This window comes from Promicromonospora vindobonensis (assembly GCF_042685865.1).
GTDB classification, from domain to species: Bacteria; Actinomycetota; Actinomycetes; order Actinomycetales; family Cellulomonadaceae; genus Promicromonospora; species Promicromonospora vindobonensis.
The window spans coordinates 3,635,858-3,656,666 of record NZ_JBHUOG010000002.1 but is presented as its reverse complement, the minus strand read 5'-3'; the positions used below and the strand labels follow the sequence as shown (position 1 = coordinate 3,656,666).

Below are 20,809 nucleotides of genomic sequence, written 5' to 3'. Positions count from 1 at the left end.
GTCAGCTCCTCTTCCGGGGTCCGGAGGACGGTTCCCAGCCGGGTCGCGGGCTGTGCGAGCCGGACCCGCCCGAGGTGGCGCCCGGGCTCGTCGCGTCGCGCGAGCGGTAGACGACGTACGGCCGGAACAGGTACCCGACCGGCGCGGAGAACGCGTGCACCAGCCGTGTGAACGGCCAGAGCGCGAACAGCAGGAACGCCGCGACGATGTGCACCTGGAAGGACACCGGCACCCCGGCCATCAGATCGGGCTGCGGTTGCAGGTACCAGAGCGAGCGGAACCAGGGCGAGATGGACTGCCGGTAGTCGTACCCGTGCGCGGTCACGAGCTGGGTGGCCGTGGTGGCCCATGCCCCGGACAGCACGGACACCGCGAGCATCGCGTACATGACCTTGTCCATCACGGTGGTCGCGAGAAACACCGCGCTGGAGACCCGTCGGCGGTAGATGAGGATGAGCAGGCCGAGCACCAGCACCGCGGATGCTGCGGCGCCGGCCAGCGCCGCCACCAGGTGATACACCTCCTCGGAGATACCGACCGCAGCGGTCCAGGTCGCCGGGACCGCCAGCCCGGCGACGTGTCCGAGGATCACCACGAGGAGACCAAGGTGGAACAGCGGCGAGCCGAGGCGCAGCAGCTTCTTCTCGTACAGCTCCGAGGAGCGGGTGGTCCAGCCGAACCGGTCGTACCGGTAGCGCCAGAGGGACCCGACGGCCAGCACGGCAAAGGTCACGTAGGGCAGCACCACCCAGAGCATCACGTCCATGGCACAGCCCTTCCTCCTGTGTCGCCCCCGAAACCGGGCAGCCCTGGCAGGCCCGACAGGCCGACCAGCTCGGCGGGCGGTCCCTCCGCCACGAGGGTGGCCACCCGGTCGAGCGTGCGTGCGTCGACGGGCGCCAGCGTGAGACGGACGGCCTCGACGGCGGCTGCCCACGGCGAGCTCTCGGCGGCGAGCGCCGCCCGCAGCACCTCGATCCCGTCGCGGTGGGCGGTCAGGAGCGCCCCGGCGATGCGCGCTCCGCCGGCGTCGGCCCGTGCGGACAGCTCCAGGACGCTCGCCAGGTGGTCGGGCAGCTCGCCCCCGTTGATCTCCCACCCGACGGCGCGGTACGCCTCCGCGAACCGCAGCAGGGCGGCGCCCCGCCGCCGGGTGTCGCCGGCCGCGTAGTACGACAGGTACAGCGTGCAGCGTCTCTTGAGGTCGAAGGTGGCGACGTAGGCGGCCCGGAGGTCGTGCGGGTCGCCGTCGACCAGGGTGGTGGCGAGGCGTACGAGCCGCTGTGCCACGGGCTCCGGCAGCTGCCCGACGGCGGAGCGCACCTCGCGCGCGGCCGTCACCGTCTCCTCGTCCGGGTAGGTGAGCAGGATCGACGCGGCCATGTGGGCGAGCCGGCGATCGGCGTCGGAGAGCGGGACGGAAGCGAGGGGCTCCGGACTCCCGGCCGGGGCGTTCGGCGGTCGAGGCCTTCGCGACCCGCGCAACCCTGGCCAGGGCAGGAAGGAGGGCGTCATGAGGTCTCCTCGGCAGAGGCGCCAGGCCTGTCGGAGTCGCCCGACGGCGGGAACAGCCCCGCCGGGCGGCCGTTCCCGTCCCAGTTCAGGAGGTTCACGCGGCCCGGCGTGGAGGGCCCGTTGGGCGTGTCGGCGGTCTGCCTGGACGACAGCGCGTGGAAGTTCTCCACGGCTACCGGCACCGGCTGGCCCGAGGACTCGCCGAGCGGACCGGCGCCGCCCATCCCGGGCCCGCCCTCGTAGTCCAGGGAGCAGGCGATCTCTTCCAGGTCGCGGGCCTGCTCGGCGTGCGCCGTCGGGATCACGTACCGGTCCTGGTACTTCGCGATGGCGAGCAGGCGGTACATCTCCTCGATCTGGGTGCCGGTCATGCCGACGGCGCCTGCCGCGTCCTCGTTCGGGGCGTTGCCCAGGTTCACGTCGCGCATGTAGGAGCGCATGGCGGCGAGCCGGCGCAGCACCTTTTCGACAGGGCGGGTGTCGCCGGCGGTGAACAGCCCTGCGAGGTACTCCAGTGGGATGCGCAGCTGTGAGATCGCGGCGAACAGGGTCCGGGGGTCCTCGCCGTCGTTCCCGGAGCTCGCGACGACGTCGACCACGGGGGACAGCGGAGGGATGTACCAGACCATGGGCAGCGTCCGGTACTCGGGGTGCAGCGGGAGCGCCACCTCGTAGTCGTTGATCAGCCTCCAGATCGGGGAGGCCTGCGCGGCGTCGATCCAGTCCTCCGGGATGCCCTCGCTCCGGGCCGCTGCGATGACCTCGGGATCGTTCGGGTCGAGGAAGACGGCGCGCTGCGCGGCCAGCAGGTCGTGCTCGTCCTCGACGGCCGCCGCCTCGCTGACCCGGTCGGCGTCGTACAGCACGAGGCCGAGGTAGCGCAGGCGCCCCACGCACGTCTCGGAGCAGACGGTGGGCAGGCCTACCTCGATGCGCGGGTAGCAGAGCGTGCACTTCTCCGCCTTGCCCGTCTTGTGGTTGAAGTAGACCTTCTTGTACGGACAGCCGGTGATGCACATGCGCCAGCCACGGCAGGCCTCCTGGTCCACGAGCACGATGCCGTCCTCCGTGCGTTTGTACATCGCGCCGGACGGGCACGACGCGACGCACGAGGGGTTGAGGCAGTGCTCGCAGATCCGGGGCAGGTAGAACATGAACGTCTGCTCGAGCTCCTCGGCGACGTGCTCGCTCATGTGCTTGAGGATCGGGTCGTCCTGCATCGTGGCCGTCGAGCCTGCGAGGTTGTCGTCCCAGTTGGCCGACCACTCGATGTTCATGTCCTTGCCCGTGAGCAGGGACCTCGGCCGGGCGACCGGGGTGTGCGCGCCCTGCGGGGCGGACAGCAGCATGTCGTACTCGTACGTCCAGGGCTCGTAGTAGTCCTGGATGGACGGCATCTTGGGGTTGGCGAAGATGGTCGCGAGCTTCTTGAGCCGCCCGCCGGCGCGGAGCTTGAGCTTGCCCCGCCCGGTGCGTACCCAACCGCCCTGCCACGTGTCCTGGTCCTGATAGGTGCGGGGGTAGCCAAGGCCGGGGCGGGTCTCGACGTTGTTGAACCAGACGTACTCGGTGCCGGACCGGTTGGTCCACGCCTGCTTGCAGGTCACCGAGCACGTGTGGCAGCCGATGCACTTGTCGAGGTTCATCACCATCGACATCTGGGCCATGACCTTCATGTGGTCGCGCTCCTCTGCGGGCTCGTGCCATAGGCGCTGGCGCGCCTTCGTCTGCGCCGCTCGGTCATGAGTAGCGCACCTCCTGGGACCGCCGCCGGACCACCGTCACCTCGTCGCGCTGGTTGCCCGTCGGCCCCAGGTAGTTGAAGGCGTAGGACAGCTGGGCGTACCCGCCGGCCAGGTGGGAGGGCTTGAGCAGGATCCGCGTCAGCGAGTTGTGGATGCCGCCGCGCAGGCCCGACGCCTCCGCGATCGGCACGTCCACCGTGCGGTCGGTGGCGTGGTGCATGTAGACCGTGCCCTCCGGCATGCGGTGGCTCACCACCGCCCGCGCGACCACGACGCCGTTGCGGTTCACGGCCTCCACCCACTCGTTGTCCACCACGCCGATCCGGGCGGCGTCGGCAGGGGACATCCAGATGTTGGGGCCGCCGCGCGAGAGCGACAGCATGAACAGGTTGTCCTGGTACTCGGAGTGGATGGACCACTTGGAGTGTGGCGTGAGGTACCGGACGACGACCTCGGCCTCCGTCGTCCCCGCCTGCTCGGTCCGCGACCCGCCGGACCTCAGCGCGGGCGAGTCCGGGAACAGCCGGTGCAGGTCCAGCGGCGGCCGGTACACCGGTAGCTGCTCGCCGAGCTCCACCAGCCAGTCGTGGTCCAGGTAGAAGTGCTGGCGCCCCGTCAGCGTGTGCCAGGGCTTGAGCCGTTCGACGTTCACGACGAACGCGCTGTACCGGCGTCCGCCGTGCTCGCTGCCCGACCACTCCGGCGACGTGATCACCGGCGTGGGTCGGGCCTGGACGTCGGCGAAGGTGATCCGCCTGCCCTCCTCCCCGCGGGCGAGGTCAGCAAGGGGTCTTCCGGTACGGCGCTCCAGGTGCTCGAAGCCCTGGACCGACAGGCGGCCGTTCGTGGTTCCGCTCAGCGCGAGGATCGCCTCGCACACGTGCGTGTCCCGGTCGAGCCGTGGACGTCCTGCCGCCGGCCCGTCGGGGACCAGCCCGTTGATCTCGCCGAGCCGTCGCACCTCGTCGCCGGGCGAGAAGGAGACTCCCTTGGTGACCATGCCTGCGCCCTCGGTCAGCGGGCCGAGGGCGGACATCCGGGCCGCGAAGGCCGGGTAGTCGCGCTCGACCTCCACGATCTTGGGCAGGTTGCTGCCCGGGACCAGGTGGCGCTCCCGGAAGGGGACGTCGGCGTCGGTCAGCGTGCCGTGGGGCACTGCCATCTCGTCGGGGGTGTCGTGCGCAAGCGGTGACGCGACGACGTCGTGCCGCACGCCCAGGTGGTGCACCGCCATCGCGGAGATCTTTCGCGCGATCGCGTGGAACGCCGCGAAGTCGGTCCTGGTCTGCCAGGGCGGGTCGATGGCCGGGTTGAAGGCGTGCACGAACGGGTGCATGTCCGTCGAGGACAGGTCGTGCTTCTCGTACCAGGTCGCGGCGGGCAGCACGACGTCGGAGAACAGCGTCGTGCTCGTCATCCGGAAGTCCATCGTGACGAGCAGGTCGAGCTTGCCGCGCGGGGCCTCTTCCCGCCAGGTCATGCTCCGCGGCCGCCGGTCCGGGGCGGACTCCTCCGCGAACACCGCCGAGTCGGTCCCCAGCAGGTGCTTGAGGAAGTACTCGTTCCCCTTGCCGCTCGACCCGAGGATGTTGGCCCGCCACACCGTCAGGACGCGCGGGAAGTTGGCGGGATCGTCCGGGTCCTCGACGGCGAACCGCAGCCGCCCGGCCTTGAGCTCGTCCACCACGTGCTCGGCCGGCTTCCGGCCGGCGGCCCGTGCCTCGTCGGCGAGGTCGAGCGGGTTGCGGTCGAACGTGGGATAGCTCGGCATCCAGCCACGCTGGGCCGAATCGACGAGCGTGTCCGCCGTGGTGCGGCCGGCGAACGTCCCGGGCGCCAGAGGCGAGGCGAGGGTGTCGGCGGGCAGGCCGTCGTACCGCCACTGGTCGGTGGCGAGGTACCAGAAGGCCGTGCCGATCATCTGCCGCGGCGGACGCACCCAGTCCAGGCCGCCCGCGTACTGTGCCCAGCCCGTGACCGGGCGGCACTTCTCCTGCCCCACGTAGTGGGCCCAGCCGCCACCGTTCACACCCTGACAGCCGGTCATGGTCGTGAGCGCGAGGAACGCGCGGTAGATCGTGTCCGAGTGGAACCAGTGGTTCGTCCCCGCGCCCATGATGATCATCGAGCGGCCGCCGGAGTCGACGGCGTTCTGCGCGAACTCCCGCCCGATCCGTGCGGCGGCTGCAGCGGGCACGCCGGTGATCTCCTCCTGCCAGGCCGGGGTGCCCGGCGCCGGGTCGTCGTACCCGTCGGGCCATTCACCAGGGAGCCCGGGACGAGCCACCCCGTACTGCGCCAGCATGAGGTCGAACACGGTGGTCACCAGGTGCCCGCCGACCCGCCGCACGGGGACCCCGCGCACGACGACGCCCTTGCCGCCGGTGTGCAGATCACCCGTCCCGCCGGGCGAGCCCGGCCCGTCGGGCCGGCCCGCCGGGTCCCCCGGGACGACGTCGAACCGCGGCAGGGCGACGGTGGCGGCCTCGACGGGCTCGACCGACGCGGCGTCCGCGATGCTCAGCGCCGGGTCCACGTCACCGAGGTCCAGGTTCCAGCGTCCCTCGTCAGCCTCGCCGTAGCGGTGGCCCAGCGTTCCGTTGGGCACGACCGGCCGCCCGTCCGAGTCCAGCAGCACGGGTTTGAAGTGCGGGTTCGCCTCGTCGGCCGCACCGGGCAGGACGTCGTCGGCCAGGTCCGCCGCCGTCAGGAACTTGCCGGGGACGTACGTGCCGGCGTGCTCTGAGCCGGCCGAGGACCGGGGCGCCGGCTCCAGGCGGACCAGGAACGGGGAGTCGCTGTACTGCTTCAGGTATCGCTCGAAGCGCTCGGTGCGCTGATCCACCAGGTACTCGCGCAGGATCACGTGCCCCATCGCCAGGGCGAGCGCGCCGTCCGTGCCGGGCTGCGGGGCGAGCCAGGCGTCGGCGAACTTCGTGTTGTCCGCGTAGTCGGGGGAGACCACCACCACCTTCTGACCGCGGTACCGCGCCTCGGTCATGAAGTGAGCGTCCGGCGTGCGTGTCACGGGGACGTTGGAGCCCCACATGATCAGGTAGGCCGCGTTCCACCAGTCCGCGGACTCCGGCACGTCGGTCTGGTCCCCGAAGACCTGCGGTGACGCGACGGGGAGGTCCGCGTACCAGTCGTAGAAGCTGAGCATCGTGCCGCCGAGCAGCTGCACGAACCGGGCTCCGACCCCGTGGGACACCATCGACATCGCGGGGATGGGCGAGAACCCTGCGACCCGGTCCGGGCCGTACTTCCTGATCGTGTGGACGTGAGCGGCGGCGACGATCTCCGCCGCTTCCTCCCACGAGGCCCGGACCAGCCCGCCCTTGCCGCGTGCTCGTTTGTAGGCGTCGGCGGTCACCGGGTCCGCGGTGAGCTCGGCCCACGCCTCGACAGGGTCGTTCCCCTGCCGACGTGCGGCGCGGTAGGCCTCCAGCAGCGCGCCGCGCACGTACGGGTAGCGGACCCGGGTGGGCGAGTAGGTGTACCAGCTGAACGCCGCACCGCGCGGGCAGCCGCGGGGCTCGTACTCGGGGGAGTCCGGGCCGACCGACGGGTAGTCGGTCTGCTGGGTCTCCCACGTGATGATGCCGTCCTTGACGTACACCTTCCAGGAGCACGAACCGGTGCAGTTCACGCCGTGCGTCGACCGGACCACCTTGTCGTGCGACCACCGGTCCCGGTAGAACGAGTCACCGCCCCGGCCGCCCTCCAGATAGAGGCGACGCAGGTCCTCGGACACCTCCCCGCGGCGGAGGTACCGACCCAGGCTGATGAGAGCGTCCTCGCTGGCCATATTTTTCAGTTTCGCCTGGGTGCGGTGAGATCGCGACCGGGATGACGGGGCAACCTCTCACACTGTGAAGTGCCGCCCTGTGCGTTCTTCCTTACGGTCGATTAACTGCTCTTTGTCAGGCGATGAAACACCGCCTCCCTAGGTTCATGGCGTCGGTCCGACGTCGGGCCGGTCCCGGACCCGGCACCTGCCGGTCCGGGTGCGCCCGGCGTCGTCGGGCATTCGCCCATGCAGGGAGGACGACGTGTCCACTCCGACAACACGCGACGACCAGGCCCAGGCCGCGAGCGAGCCCGCCGGCTCGACCCCCACCGGCACCACGGCAGGCACCCCCGGGACGGCATCACGATCGGCCGTCCAGCGGCACACCGGACGCTGGATCGACCACTGGGACCCCGAGGACAAGACCCTGTGGGAGGACGGCGGACGCCGGACCGCCCGCCGCAACCTCGTGCTCTCGATCTTCGCCGAGTTCCTCGGCTTCGGTGCCTGGGCCCTGTGGTCGATCGTCGTGCCGCAGCTGCCCGCTGCGGGCTTCGACCTGACGGTCGACCAGATGTTCTGGCTCATCTCGGTGCCCGCTCTCGTCGGCGCCACGCTCCGCATCCCCTACACGTTCGCCGTCCCCGTGTTCGGCGGCCGCAACTGGACGATCGTCTCGGCGCTGCTGCTCCTGCTGCCCATCGGCGCGCTGATCCTCACGGTCGGTGACCCGACCACCCCGTTCCCCGTGCTGCTCGGTGCGGCGGCGCTCGCGGGTCTGGGCGGCGGCAACTTCGCGTCCTCGATGGCGAACATCTCGTTCTTCTTCCCCGAGAAGGAGAAGGGTGCGGCCCTCGGTTGGAACGCCGCCGGCGGCAACATCGGCACGGCGGCCGTCCAGCTTGCGGTCCCGCTCGTCATCGTGACCGGTGCGGGCGTCGCGCTCGACCGGGCCGGGCTCATCTTCATCCCGTTCATCCTGCTCGCCGCGTTCCTCGCCTGGCGCTGGATGGACAACCTCAGCACCGCCAAGGCGGACCCACGCTCGTTCGGTGTGGCGGTCCACGACAAGCACACGTGGATCATCAGCTTCATCTACATCGGCACGTTCGGCTCGTTCATCGGGTACGCGGGCGCCTTCCCGACGCTGCTCAAGGGCGAGTTCCCGGACGTCGCGCTGCCGCTGGCCTTCCTGGGCGCCCTCGTCGGGTCGGTCGCCCGGCCGCTCGGCGGCATCCTCGCCGACCGGGTGGGCGGCATGATCATGACCATCGCCTCGTTCGGTGTGATGGCGCTCGGCGCCCTTGGCGCGATCTGGGCCCTCGGGTCCGGCAGCTTCCCCGTGTTCTTCGGCTCCTTCCTCATCCTGTTCGTGGCCACGGGCGTGGGCAACGGCTCCGTCTACCGGATGATCCCCGCGGTCTTCCGGGTGAGCGGCGGGACGGTGAAGGCCGCCGCCGGGTGCATCGGCATCGCCGGCGCGATCGGCGCGTTCGGAGGGTTCCTCATCCCCCGCGGGTTCGCGCTGTCCACCACGGTGGCCGGGTCGCTCGTGCCCGCGCTGTGGCTGTTCATCGGGGTGTACGCCGTGATGGCCTTCGTCTGCTGGTTCGTCTACGGACGCGGTGCCATGGCAGAGGCTCGGGTCTGAGCATGCTCGCTTCCCCCGGAACCACCGTCGACTCGCACTGCCCCTACTGCGCCCTGCAGTGCGGGATGTCGCTGACGCGGCCCCGAGCGGACGTGGCGGGCGCACCCGAGGTGCAGCCCCGCGACTTCCCGACCAACCGGGGCGGGCTGTGCCAGAAGGGGTGGACGTCGGCGGCGGTGCTCGGGGCGTCGGACCGGCTCGTCACCCCGCTGGTCCGGGCCGAGTCCGGCGAGCTGGGGCCGGTGAGCTGGGACGTGGCGCTCGACCTGGTCGCGTCACGGCTCGCCGCCCTGGCCGCCGAGCACGGGCCCGGGTCGGTCGCGGTGTTCGGCGGGGGCGGGCTCACCAACGAGAAGGCCTACGCGCTCGGCAAGTTCACGCGCACGGTGCTGCGCACCCCGAACATCGACTACAACGGCCGGTTCTGCATGGCCTCCGCGGCGGCCGGGATGAACCGGTCCTTCGGCGTCGACCGCGGCCTGCCCTTCCCGTTGTCCGACGTCGGGGGCGCGCAGGCGGTGCTGCTGCTCGGCTCCAACCTCGCCGAGACCATGCCGCCGGCCGTGCAGCACCTCGCCGGGGCGCGGGCAGCGGGCGGGCTCGTCGTCGTCGACCCGCGGCGGTCTGCGACGGCACGGCTCACGGGGGACCCTTCGACAGGCTCGGGACAGCGTCCCGCCTCGGCGCAGCCCGCCGAGGGCGTGCACCTCGCCCCCGTCCCCGGCACGGACCTCGCGGTGCTGCTCGGGCTCCTGCACGTGGTGCTCGCGGAAGGCCTCGCCGACCGCGAGTACCTCGAGGAGCGCACCACCGGGTTCGACGACGTCGCCCGGTCCGTCGCCGCCTGGTGGCCGGAGCGGGTCGAGTCCGTGTCGGGCGTCGCCGCCGGCGAGCTGCGGCGGGTGGCCCGGCTGCTGGCCGCCGCCGCCCCGGTGCACGGCGGAGGCGGCGTGTACGTGCTGACCGGCAGGGGCGTCGAGCAGTCCACGCAGGGCACCGCGACGGTCACCGCGTCGATCAACCTGGCGCTCGCCCTCGGCCTGCCGGGCCGGATCGGCTCCGGGTACGGCGCCATCACGGGGCAGGGCAACGGGCAGGGCGGCCGCGAGCACGGCCAGAAGGCCGACCAGCTCCCGGGATACCGCAAGATCGACGACCCGGCGGCGCGCGAACATGTCGCCGCCGTGTGGGGCGTCGACCCGGAGACACTGCCTGGGCCGGGCGTCCCCGCGGTGCAGCTGCTCAGGTCGCTCGGCACGCCGGGCGGACCGCGCGCGCTGCTCGTGCACGGGTCGAACCTCGTGGTCAGCGCTCCCAACGCGAGCAGCGTCATCGAGCGGCTGAAGAGCCTCGACCTCCTGGTCGTCTGTGACTTCGTGCCGAGCGAGACGGCGCTGCTGGCCGACGTCGTGCTCCCCGTGACGCAGTGGGCAGAGGAAGAGGGCACCATGACGTCGCTCGAGGGGCGGGTCATCCGCCGCCGGGCCGTCGTGGCGCCCCCGGGTGAGGCGCGCTCCGAGCTGTGGATCCTCGCCGAGCTGGCGCGCCGGCTCGGGGCACCCGAGCCGCTTGCGTTCCCGACCGACCCTGCGGTGGTGTTCGACGAGCTGGCCCGCGCCTCCGCCGGCGGCCCCGCCGACTACTCCGGGCTGTCCCACGCCCGGCTCGACGCCGACGAGGCGTCCGGTGGTCCCGGCCTGTTCTGGCCGGTGCCTGCGGCGCCCTCCGGCGCCGCCGACCCCGGAGCCTCGGCGCAGCACCCCGGGACGCCCCGGATGTTCCTCGACCGGTTCGCCACCCCGGACGGGCGGGCCCGGATGGTCGCCGTCGACCACGTGGGGCCCAGCGACGACGTACGGCCCGGCGCCCCGATCTACCTGGTCACGGGCCGGGTGCTGCAGCACTACCAGTCGGGCGCGCAGACGCACCGCGTCGCGGAGCTGGAGCGTCTGGTGGCCGAGCCGTACGTCGAGCTGCACCCCGTGCTGGGGTCCCGTATCGGTGTGCCCGACGGCGGCCGCGTCCGCCTGACCAGCGCACGGGGGCGGGTGGAGGCGACCGCGCGCTGGACCGACGCCGTCCGGCCGGACACCGTCTTCATGCCGTTCCACTGGAGCGGCACCGGTTCCGTCAACCAGGTGACGACCGACGCTACCGACCCGATCTCCGGGATGCCGGAGTTCAAGGTCTGCGCCGTGGACCTCACGCCAGTGCCCGATGCCCCGGAGGTCAGGCCGGCCGAGACCACGCCAGGTCTCGACCAGCTCGGCCAGCGGCACGGTGCCCGCCGAACGAAGGAGCTCTCGACATGAACCTACGTGTCCCCGTGAAGGTCGTCGTGGTGGGCTTCGGGATGGTCGGTTCACGGCTGGTCGACGAGCTGCTGCGCCGCGAGCCGGAGGCGTTCGACATCACGGTGCTCGGCGCCGAGCCCTACGAGCCGTACAACCGGGTGCTGCTGAGCGACGTCGTGGCCGGGCGCACCGACATCGCCGCCATCACGATGCCGCTGCCCGACGGCGCCCGGGTCACCGTGCGCCGCGGCGTCACCGCGACGTCGATCGACCGGGCGTCCCGCGTGGTGACCGCCGACGACGGCACCACCCACCCGTACGACCACGTCGTGCTCGCGACCGGTGCGGCGGCCCGCATTCCGCCCATCCCGGGCCTGCGCACGGCCGGCGGCGGGCTGCCCGCCGGCGTGCACGCGCTGCGGAACCTCGACGACGCCCGCGAGATCGTGGCCGCCACCGTGAACTCTCCCCGTGCCGTGGTGGTCGGGGGCGGCGTGCTGGGACTGGAGGCCGCCGTCGGGCTCGCCGGCCGCGGCCTGAGCGTGACGCTGATCCACCACACGCACTCCCTCATGGAACGCCAGCTGGATCCGGAGGCGGCCGAGGTGGTCCGGGCCGGCCTCGAGGAGCAGGGCGTCACCGTGCTGCAGAGCCGTCGGCCCAGAGAGGTGCTCGTGGCGGGCGGGCGCGCCGTGGGCGTCCGGGTCGAGCGCGGCTCGGGACGGCGCGACGAGGTCGTCGACGATGTGGTCGCCGCCCGACTGATCGTCCTCTCCATCGGCACGACCCCGGAGACCGGGCTCGCCGCGGCGGCGGGGCTGCCGACGGATCGCGGCATCGTCGTCGGCCACGACCTCGCCAGCCCTGACGACCCGCGCGTCCACGCGATCGGCGACTGCGCGCAGCCGCCGAACGGTTCGCGCGGGCTCGTCGCCGAGGGCTGGGACCAGGCGCGTCGCCTGGCGGAGCTGCTGGTCTCGCTGGTCGAGCCGTCGCTGGCCGTCGGGCCGGTGGTCCAGCCCGTGCTCCGGCCGGTCGAGCCCGTCGAGGCCAGGACCCACCTCCGCCTGCCGCGCGCCGGTGCCCAGCCCAGCATGGCCGTTCGCCTGGGCGCCCTGCTGGCCGGGGGTGCCACCACGCGTGCCCAGTCGGACCGGGGCATCGAGACGCGGGGGACCGACGTCGTGAAGGTCAAGGGCGGTGCGCTCAGCGTCACCACGATGGGGGTCTGCGGGCCGTCGCGCCCGGACGGCGCCACCCAGCGCGCGGTGCGCCTGGCCGACCCTGCAGCGGGCCGGTACGTCGAGGTGGTGGTGGCGGACGGGATGCTCGTGGGTGCGACGTGCGTGGGCGATCCGCGCGTCGCCGCCGACCTCACGGCCGCCTACACCCGCCGTACCCCCGTCCCGCTCGACCCTGCCTTCCTGCTGCTGACGCCGGTGATGCCTGCCGCGGCTCCGGCGTCGTCCCCCGAGCACATGCCGGAGGACGCGGTGGTGTGCCGCTGCAACGGCGTGACCAAGGGCGACATCGCCGACTCGTGCGAGGCGGGCGCGCACACGGTCGACGACGTCGCGCGCGACACGCGGGCGACGACGGGCTGTGGCTCCTGCAAGGACGCCGTGTGCGGGCTGGTCGACTGGCTCACGGCGAGCGAGGAGGCGGTGCCGGAGCCGGCGTGAAGGGAACCTGCGGATTGAAAGTCCGCTTCCAGCACGCGATTCGGCATGCTCCAGCGCGAGTATCCAGGCCAGATCGCATGGTGGGAGCGGACTTCCGGCCGCTCACGCCGGGCGGGTCCACTCCAGCGTGTAGCGGAAGAACAGTCGACGCCGGAGCCGCGCTCCCGGCAGCACCCGGCGCACCACCGTGGAGATCTCCGCGAACGTCTCGGCCGGGTCGCGCATCGGCAGCGGCGGGCCGCCCTCGTCCACAGGCTTTGTGACCGGCTGTGGATGCTTGACCAGCCCGACCAGCGGGTTGAGCAGCGAGGACGGCAGGTCCCAGGCGAGGTCGGTCAGCGTCTGCGCCCGCGCCAGGCCGATGACGAGCAGCCGGCCGCCGGGCTTCAGCAGCTCGGCACCGTGCCGCAGCGCAACCTCCAGCGGCAGGTGATGCAGCACCGCGACCATGGTGATCGCGTCGAACGTGCCGTCGACCTCCTCGAACCGCGCGTGGCGCACGCTTACCGCCGGGTCGCCGGCGAAACGTTCCGTCGCGACGGCGGCCATGGCGGCGTCGGCATCCACGCCAAGGACCTCGTCGAAGCGTCCCCGCAGCCGGCTCAGCAGGAGGCCGGCGCCGCAGCCGACGTCGAGCGCCTGCCGCCGTCGGGCCGGGAGCCGCCGCAGGATCCAGCCGTGGAAGTGGTCGTTGTGGCTCCACGGGTGCCTGTCGTTGATCCGGCGGAGCCACCGGCCGCCCGCGCGGACCAGAGGATTGGGTACGGTCCGGATGTCCATGCGCCCCCACGGTAGCGGTGCAAGAACCTGGGGTAGGCGGCCTCGTTGATCCAAGTTTCGCCGAAACTTGGATTAACCAACCACGGCGACGGCGCTCACCGGCCCTCGCTCGGGCCTGTGAGGAAGATGTTCGGCCCGGGTAACGACCGGCGCACCGGCGCGAAAAACCCGCGCCCTACGGTCAAGACATGGTCAATTCCGGCACATCTCAGCACCTTGTCGTGATCGGTGGTGGCATGGTCGCGCAGCGGCTCGTCGAGGCGCTGCGCGCCCGGGACGACGCCGGCCGCTACCACGTCACGGTCTTCGCGGAAGAGCCCCGCGCGCCCTATGACCGGGTCGGTCTGACCCGTTGGTTCGAGGAAGGTCCAGAGGGTATCGGCCTGGGGGACCCGGCCCTGTGGGCCGACCCGCACGTCACCCTCCACACCGACCGGAAGATCGAGTCGATCGACCGCGAGGCCAGGACGGTCACCGACCGGCTCGGCCACGTCCACGCGTACGACGAGCTGGTGCTCGCCACCGGCTCCAGCGCCGCGATGCCGCCCATCCCCGGCAACGATCTGCCGGGCGTCTTCGTGTACCGCACCCTCGACGACGTCGCCGCCCTGCGCGGCTGGGTCGAGCAGAAGCGCAGGAGCTACCCCGAGGGCAAGCCGGTGCGCGGAGCCGTGATCGGCGGCGGCCTGCTCGGCCTGGAGGCCGCCGGCGCGCTCACCGCGCTGGACGCGCAGGCCACCGTCATCGAGTTCGGTACCCACCTCATGGGGGTGCAGGTGGACCTCGGCGGCGGCCAGGCGCTCAAGCGCCTCATCAACGGCAAGGGCATCGGGGTCCGCGCCGAGACCGCGACCAGCCAGATGAAGCCGCACAGGCGCACCGGCCACGTGGGCCGGCTGGACTTCGCCGACGGTGGGCGCCTCGACGTCGACGTCGTCGTGGTGGCCACCGGCGTGCGGCCTCGCGACGAGCTCGCTCGCGCGGCCGGCCTCCCGGTCGGCGAGCGCGGCGGCGCCGTCGTCGACCTGTCGTGCCGCACCGAGGACCCGCACATCTGGGCCGTCGGCGAGGTGGCCTGTATCGAGGGCCGCTGCATCGGCCTCGTCGCGCCGGGCAACACGATGGCCGAGGTGGTCGTGGACCGGCTGCTCGGCGGCCTCGCGGAGTTCCCCGGCGCGGACACCGCCACGAAGCTCAAGCTCTCGGGCGTCGACGTCGCGTCGTTCGGCGACGCGCACGCCCGCACCGAGGACGCCGTCGAGGTGGTCTGGGCCGACCCGGTGGCCGGCGTCTACAAGAAGCTCGTCCTGTCCGACGACGCCCGCACGCTCCTTGGCGGCGTCTTCGTCGGCGACGCAGGCCCGTACGCCAGCCTGCGCCCGATGCTCGGCGCGGCGCTGCCGGGCGACGACCCGAGCGCCTTCCTGCTCCCCGAGGGCGGCGGCGGGGCCCCGGGCCTCGAGCTGCCCGACGACGCGAACGTCTGCTCCTGCAACAGCGTCTCTGCCGGGACGATCCGGGGCGCGGTCACCGAGCACCAGTGCACCGACGTCCCCGGCGTGAAGGCCTGTACCCGCGCCGGCACCACCTGTGGCGCCTGCCTGCCGCTCGTGAAGAAGCTCGTGGACACCGAGCTGGAGCGCGCGGGCATCGAGGTCAGCACCGCCCTGTGCGAGCACTTCGACATGTCCCGTGCCCAGCTCTTCGACGCCGTCCGGGTCGCCGACCTGCACTCCTTCAGCGACATCGTGGGGCGGTTCGGGACCCACACCGGCAGCCGTGGCTGCGACATCTGCAAGCCGGTCGTCGCCTCGATCCTCGCGTCGCTGGGCAACGGGCACATCCTGGCCGGCGAGCAGTCCACGCTCCAGGACACCAACGACCACATGCTCGCCAACCTCCAGAAGGACGGCACGTACTCCGTGGTGCCCCGGATGCCCGGCGGTGAGGTCACCCCGGAGGGGCTCATCGTCGTCGGGCAGGTGGCCAAGGACTTCGGGCTCTACACGAAGATCACGGGCGGTCAGCGCATCGACATGTTCGGCGCCCGCGTGGAGCAGCTGCCGGACATCTGGCGCCGGCTCGTCGACGCCGGGTTCGAGTCCGGGCACGCGTACGGCAAGTCGCTGCGCACCGTGAAGTCGTGCGTCGGGTCCACGTGGTGCCGTTACGGGGTGCAGGACGCCGTCGGCATGGCCGTCGAGCTGGAGCTGCGCTACCGCGGCCTGCGCTCGCCGCACAAGCTCAAGATGGGCGTGTCCGGCTGCGCACGGGAGTGCGCGGAGGCGCGCGGCAAGGACGTGGGCGTCATCGCCACCGACAAGGGCTGGAACATCTACGTAGGCGGCAACGGCGGGCAGACGCCGCGGCACGCGAAGCTGCTCGCCGAGGACCTGACCTCGGAGGAGCTCCTGCGGACCATCGACCGCTTCCTCATGTACTACGTCCGCACCGCGGACCGGCTGCAGCGCACCGCGCCGTGGATCGAGGAGGTCGACGGCGGCCTGGACGGCGTGCGTGAGGTCATCATGGAGGACTCGCTCGGCATCTGCGCCGACCTGGACGCCGCCATGGCCCGCCACGTCGAGAACTACGAGGACGAGTGGAAGGCCGTGCTCGAGGACCCGGAGAAGCTGCGCCGGTTCTCGTCGTTCGTCAACGCCCCCCAGGACGCCGACCCGTCCCTCGCCTACGTGCAGGAGCGCGGCCAGCGCCGTCCTGCCACGGACGAGGAGCGTGCGGCCGGCGTCGTCATCGCGGGTCCGAAGCTGGAGGTACGAGCATGAGCTCCGACGACGTGTCAGCAATCCCGTCCACGGGGGTGACCCTGGTGACCGACGCCCCGGTCCGCTGGGAGCGCGCCTGCCTGGTCACCGAGCTGTTTCCCGAGCGAGGGGCTGCGGCGCTGTTCGGCGACGTCCAGGTGGCGCTCTTCCGGCTGCCCGAGGACCCGCTGGACCCCGACGGCGGCGCCCGGGTCTACGCCGTCCAGAACCTGGACCCGTTCTCCGGGGCGTACGTCATGTCCCGGGGGATCGTCGGTACGCGGGCCGGCGTGCCCACTGTGGCCGCCCCGGTCTACAAGCAGGTGTTCTCCCTGGTCACCGGCGAGTGCCTGGTCGCGGCGGACAAGAGCCCGAAGGGAGACCTGTCCCCGGACCTGGCGACCTACCCGGTGGAGATCCGGGACGGTGTGGTCCACGTGGGGCTGCCGTGACGACGAGGGGGCGGGTGACCTTGGTCGGGGGCGGGCCCGGGGCTCCCGACCTGCTGACCCTGCGGGCCTGGCGCGCGCTCCAGGCGGCCGACGTCGTCGTCGCCGACCGGCTGGGACCCGTCGAGATCCTCGCCGAGCTCCCGCCGCACGTCCGCGTGGTCGACGTCGGCAAGGAACCCGGCCACCACCCGGTGCCCCAGGAGCGCATCAACGAGCTGCTCGTCGAGCATGCGCTGGCGGGCGCCCACGTGGTGCGGCTCAAGGGTGGCGACCCGTTCGTGCTCGGCAGGGGCGGCGAGGAGGTCGTCGCGTGCGTGGCGGCAGGCGTGCCCGTCGAGGTCGTACCGGGGGTGACGTCGGCGGTCGCCGTGCCTGGCCTGGCCGGGATCCCGCTCACCCACCGGGGTGTCACCACGGGCTTCCACGTGGTCTCCGGCCACTGCGCCACCGGGTCCGACAGGTCTGGGCCGCTCGATGAAGCGGCCCTCTCCTGCGTGCGGGGCGGCACGGCTACTCTTGTCGTATTGATGGGGGTGCGGTCCCTCGGCGCGATCGTGGCGCAGTCCCTGGCCGCCGGCGCCGATCCCGGAACCCCTGTGGCGATCGTGGAGAACGGTTCCACGTCGCAGCAGCGCGTCACACGGGCGCGTCTCGACGAGGCAGCCTCCGTTGCAGCGGCCCGCGGCGTGCGGTCACCCGCGGTCGTCGTCATCGGCCGCGTGGCAGCGGCAGGACTCCTGGAGGGTACGAGTGAGCGACGTCTGGCAGGTGCCGGTGTCTGACGTCGCAGCGCCCGCGCACGCCCAGGCGACGCACCCGACGCTCGGTCAGGTCATGGCCGGCGCGACGGTTCTCGTCACGGCGGAGCGCCGCGCGGCCGAGCTCGCTGCGGCCCTGGAGCGGCGCGGCGCCACGATCCGCCACGCGCCGGCGCTGAGCATGATCCCGCACGTCGACGACGAGACCCTGATCGCTGCGACGCGCGCGATCGTCTCGGCCCCGCCCGACGTCGTCGTGGTCACCACAGGGATCGGCTTCCGCGCCTGGATCGAGGCCGCCGACGCGCACGGGCTCGCTGAGCCGCTGCTCGACCTGCTCGCCGCGACCCGCATCGTCGCGCGCGGCCCGAAGGCCCGCGGTGCCATCCAGGCCGCCGGCCTGCACGCGGACTGGGTCGCCGAGTCCGAGACCTCCGCCGAGGTGGCGGAAGTGCTGCTCAGCGAGGGTGTGCAAGGGCTCCGCATCGCCATCCAGCACCACGGCGCGGGCGCCGACGGCCTGGACGAGGTGTTCGAGAAGGCGGGTGCGCAGGTCGCGAGCCTCGTGGTCTACCGGTGGGGCCCGGCGCCCGACCCGGCGGCGGTCCGCGACTCGGTGCACGCGGTGGCCGACTGCGAGATCGACGCCGTGGTCTTCACCTCTGCCCCGGGCGCCGAGGCGTGGCTGCGCGTCGTCGAGGAGGAGCGGCTGCTCGACCGGGTCCGCGCACGCTTCGTCGACGGCGGGATGGTGGCGGCCGCCGTCGGACCCGTGACGGCGAAGCCCTTGGAGCAGCGGGGGATCGTGCCACTGCAGCCCGAGCGCGGGCGCCTCGGGGCGCTGGTCCGCGCGCTGGTCGGGTACTACGAGCACATCGACTCCGTGGCGCTGAGCACGGTCGCCGGGTCGCTGGTGATCCGCGCACGCGTCGCGGTGCTGGAGGGGAAGGTCCTGCCCCTGTCGCCGACCGGGGTCGCGGTGCTGCGGCTGCTCGCCGCCGCCGAGGGCGACGTCGTGTCACGCGAAGCCGTGCTGGCCGCGCTGCCGGGCGACTCGCAGGACACGCACGCCGCAGAGGTCGCCATCGCGCGGCTGCGCGAGGCAGCAGGCCGCCGCGACCTCATCCGCACCGTGGTCAAACGGGGCTACCGCATAGACCTGGCGTGACTCGAAGCACCCCCGCGGTGAGAACGGGGTTGTGTGCGGGACGAGGCCCGCACGGAACACAACCCCGTTCTCGACGCTCTGCGAGCTCAGTCCGCCAGCCTGAACGCCAGCTCCGTGTCCCACTGGGCCATGTCGGGCTGCTCGTCCGGATCCGTCAGGAAGAACTCGAAGCGGCCGGCCCAGGCGTCGCCGGCATCGGTGTCGTGCCGGTCGAACGTGAGGCCCTCGGCGGCGGCCCACCTCAGGAGCACGTCGGTCAGGTCGATGAGCTCGTCGGGGTGCCCGTTGTGCACGGTCGTCACGGTCCGCGCGCGGCCGGCGGCTCGGAGTACATCGTCGAGGACTGACCAAAGATCGCACCTGGCGTCATCGTTTCGTCGTCCCCACCCGTCAGGGAGCATGAGAGGGAGAGGGGACGTCACAGATGGCGCAGTGGGAACGGGAGCTCGAGGAGCTCATGGCGCGGCGCAGCCGCGCGCTGGCGGGGTACGCGTACTCGCTGACACGGAACACGGCGCAGGCCGAGGACCTGGTGCAGGACGCGCTGGTCAAGGTCTTCTCGCGGCTGCGGCGTCCGCGCGGCACGGCCGACGGCGGGCAGGTCGTGGACCTGGACCATGACCTGCCTCGCCTGACGAACGCGGAGGCCTACGTCCGCCGCGCGATCCTGACGATCTACCTGGACGGCTACCGGCGGCAGAACAGCTGGACGGGCATCAAGCACCTGCTGGCGGACGAGGACCGCGCGCCGGCGGCGGAGCGCGTCGCGACGGCCAAGGTCGATGTCGGGGTCGCGCTGGCCAAGCTGTCGCCACGGCAGCGCGAGTCGGTGGTGCTGCGGTTCTTCGAGGACATGACGGTGCCGCAGATCGCGCAGACGCTCGGCACGAGCCCCGGCACGATCAAGAGGCACCTGGCCAACGCGATGGAGCTGCTGCGCGGATCGCTCGCGGAGATGACGGCGCCGGAGCTGGACACCGCGCTGGACGAGCGCGTGGGGGCCGTGGTGGGCGCGGTGCGTCGCCGTCGTGCGGTCAAGGTGGGCGCGCTCGGTGGTGCCTCGCTCGTCCTGGCGGGCGTGCTGGCCGTCGCGGCGCTGTGGGGACCGGCGCGATTCCTGTCGGAGCCGGTGCCACCGGCCACCCCGAGCCCCGAGACGTCCGCCCAGACGGCCGGTGCGGGGTTCACCCCCGAGTACTGGCGCGAGGTGGGCACCAGGTACCAGTGCGGCATGGAGGTCGAGGACCTGACGTCGACCTCCGACGTCGTGCGGCTGGAGCTGACCGGCGACGTCACGGCCAGGGAGCACGGCGTCGCCGTGCCCGTCCGGGTCACCCGTGACAGCACCGAGGGGCTTGACGCCAGCGGCGCTCACCCCCGGCTGGTCTTCGCCCGGGACGGCCAGGTGGTCGACCTCGGCATGGGCTGGACCGAGGCCGGCTACCCGCTGCCCGACGCCGGAGAGTCCACCGTCGACACGGCTGAGGCCGGAGCGGCCGATGCCTGCGGGGACTGGACGCTCAGCGGGTCCTTCGAGACCTACGTGGAGTCCCGCCCGGCGGGTACCTACGACGTCTACGCGGTGCTGCCCTGGTTCGACCACGCGCCGGACGGCAGCAACAAGCAGTACCTGGCCGTGAGCGAGCCGGTCACCCTGGAGGTCCCGGAGCTCGCCCTGCCGGACGAGAAGCCGCTGTCCGTCGACATCCGCGACGGCTACCAGCCGGAGTGGCTCAAGGGCACGAGCCTGGCGTGTGGTGCCTACGTGTCGGACATCCCGGCCGGTCCGCGCCTTCCGTCGCAGCGGTCGGGCGTGTCGGCCGCCGCAGGGGTGAGCCGATTCATCGATGCCGGTTCCCACATACCCGAGGACGAGGTCTGGATCTACTTCAACCAGGTCGAGGAGCATGCCGCCGACACGATTCACACGCCGTTCACGCTGGTCTGGGTGAGCGACACGGGGCGGGTCGTCGGGGTGGGCCGGGACGTCTCGTCCGAGCCGGCGGAGAAGCTGCCGACCGGCGCAGAGGACGGGCCGCACGTCGTCGTGCCGGTCGAGCCCGACACGACCTGCCTGACGCATCCCGAGGACGGGCTCCCGGCCGGTGAGTACGCGCTGTACGCCTTCACCCGGCTCGACCCCGGCTCGGCGGGTGAGCCGCAATACCTCGCGGTGGAGGCAGGGCCCCGTGTGATCGGGGAGTGAGCG

14 protein-coding genes are annotated in these 20,809 nt (G+C 72.3%); 8 read left to right on the top strand and 6 right to left on the bottom strand.

Translation table 11 applies throughout. The annotated features are described in order from the left end of the window. Window position 1 precedes the first annotated feature (1 nt). The 4 genes from narI to ACFS27_RS29430 form a co-directional block, all read right to left on the bottom strand. Window positions 2-766: a respiratory nitrate reductase subunit gamma gene (gene narI / locus ACFS27_RS29445; RefSeq protein ID WP_377190979.1), complete on the bottom strand. Its 765-nt coding sequence runs from the start codon at window positions 764-766 to the stop codon at window positions 2-4. Continuing rightward, entirely contained in the window at window positions 757-1,515 is a 759-nt protein-coding gene (narJ, locus tag ACFS27_RS29440) for a nitrate reductase molybdenum cofactor assembly chaperone (protein ID WP_377190977.1), read from the bottom strand. Before narJ ends, narI begins: the two co-directional genes overlap by 10 nt. Next, the gene (gene narH / locus ACFS27_RS29435; protein ID WP_377190975.1) at window positions 1,512-3,191 is read right to left on the bottom strand and encodes a nitrate reductase subunit beta; all 1,680 of its coding nucleotides are present in this window, start codon (window positions 3,189-3,191) and stop codon (window positions 1,512-1,514) included. The genes narJ and narH overlap by 4 nt, the downstream gene beginning before the upstream one ends. A 64-nt stretch (window positions 3,192-3,255) precedes the next feature. Continuing rightward, window positions 3,256-7,068, bottom strand: a complete 3,813-nt coding sequence (locus ACFS27_RS29430; protein WP_377190973.1) for a nitrate reductase subunit alpha — start codon at window positions 7,066-7,068, stop codon at window positions 3,256-3,258. A 244-nt stretch (window positions 7,069-7,312) separates the two neighbouring features. Between ACFS27_RS29430 and ACFS27_RS29425 the strand changes: the two genes are divergently transcribed. Genes ACFS27_RS29425 through ACFS27_RS29415 form a run of 3 tightly spaced genes read left to right on the top strand, consistent with a single transcriptional unit; the run spans window position 7,313 to window position 12,677 of the window. Further along, entirely contained in the window at window positions 7,313-8,701 is a 1,389-nt protein-coding gene (locus ACFS27_RS29425; protein ID WP_377190971.1) for an MFS transporter, read from the top strand. A gap of 2 nt (window positions 8,702-8,703) precedes the next feature. Continuing rightward, a complete protein-coding gene (locus tag ACFS27_RS29420; protein ID WP_377190969.1) occupies window positions 8,704-11,013 on the top strand; it encodes a molybdopterin oxidoreductase family protein in 2,310 nt (769 codons plus the stop codon). After that, window positions 11,010-12,677: an FAD-dependent oxidoreductase gene (locus ACFS27_RS29415; RefSeq protein WP_377190967.1), complete on the top strand. Its 1,668-nt coding sequence runs from the start codon at window positions 11,010-11,012 to the stop codon at window positions 12,675-12,677. The genes ACFS27_RS29420 and ACFS27_RS29415 overlap by 4 nt, the downstream gene beginning before the upstream one ends. A 102-nt stretch (window positions 12,678-12,779) precedes the next feature. Here ACFS27_RS29415 and ACFS27_RS29410 read toward each other — a convergent pair whose 3' ends face one another. Then, window positions 12,780-13,457, bottom strand: a complete 678-nt coding sequence (locus ACFS27_RS29410) for a class I SAM-dependent methyltransferase (protein WP_377190965.1) — start codon at window positions 13,455-13,457, stop codon at window positions 12,780-12,782. A gap of 188 nt (window positions 13,458-13,645) precedes the next feature. On the opposite strand from ACFS27_RS29410, the gene nirB reads away from it, so the two are divergent. Genes nirB through ACFS27_RS29390 form a run of 4 tightly spaced genes read left to right on the top strand, consistent with a single transcriptional unit; the run spans window position 13,646 to window position 18,600 of the window. Further along, window positions 13,646-16,243 carry a nitrite reductase large subunit NirB gene (nirB, locus tag ACFS27_RS29405; protein ID WP_377190963.1) on the top strand — a complete coding sequence of 866 codons (2,598 nt, stop codon included), beginning with the start codon at window positions 13,646-13,648 and terminating at the stop codon, window positions 16,241-16,243. Then, the gene (gene nirD, locus ACFS27_RS29400; protein ID WP_377190961.1) at window positions 16,240-16,674 is read left to right on the top strand and encodes a nitrite reductase small subunit NirD; all 435 of its coding nucleotides are present in this window, start codon (window positions 16,240-16,242) and stop codon (window positions 16,672-16,674) included. The genes nirB and nirD overlap by 4 nt, the downstream gene beginning before the upstream one ends. A gap of 14 nt (window positions 16,675-16,688) precedes the next feature. After that, window positions 16,689-17,456 carry a uroporphyrinogen-III C-methyltransferase gene (gene cobA, locus ACFS27_RS29395; RefSeq protein WP_377190959.1) on the top strand — a complete coding sequence of 256 codons (768 nt, stop codon included), beginning with the start codon at window positions 16,689-16,691 and terminating at the stop codon, window positions 17,454-17,456. Continuing rightward, the gene (locus ACFS27_RS29390; RefSeq protein ID WP_377190957.1) at window positions 17,425-18,600 is read left to right on the top strand and encodes a uroporphyrinogen-III synthase; all 1,176 of its coding nucleotides are present in this window, start codon (window positions 17,425-17,427) and stop codon (window positions 18,598-18,600) included. The genes cobA and ACFS27_RS29390 overlap by 32 nt, the downstream gene beginning before the upstream one ends. 86 nt (window positions 18,601-18,686) lie before the next feature. Here ACFS27_RS29390 and ACFS27_RS29385 read toward each other — a convergent pair whose 3' ends face one another. Continuing rightward, the gene (locus ACFS27_RS29385; RefSeq protein ID WP_377190955.1) at window positions 18,687-18,893 is read right to left on the bottom strand and encodes a hypothetical protein; all 207 of its coding nucleotides are present in this window, start codon (window positions 18,891-18,893) and stop codon (window positions 18,687-18,689) included. Window positions 18,894-19,024: 131 nt separating this feature from the next. On the opposite strand from ACFS27_RS29385, the gene ACFS27_RS29380 reads away from it, so the two are divergent. Next, entirely contained in the window at window positions 19,025-20,806 is a 1,782-nt protein-coding gene (locus ACFS27_RS29380; protein ID WP_377190953.1) for an RNA polymerase sigma factor, read from the top strand. The last annotated feature ends 3 nt before the right edge of the window (window positions 20,807-20,809 follow it).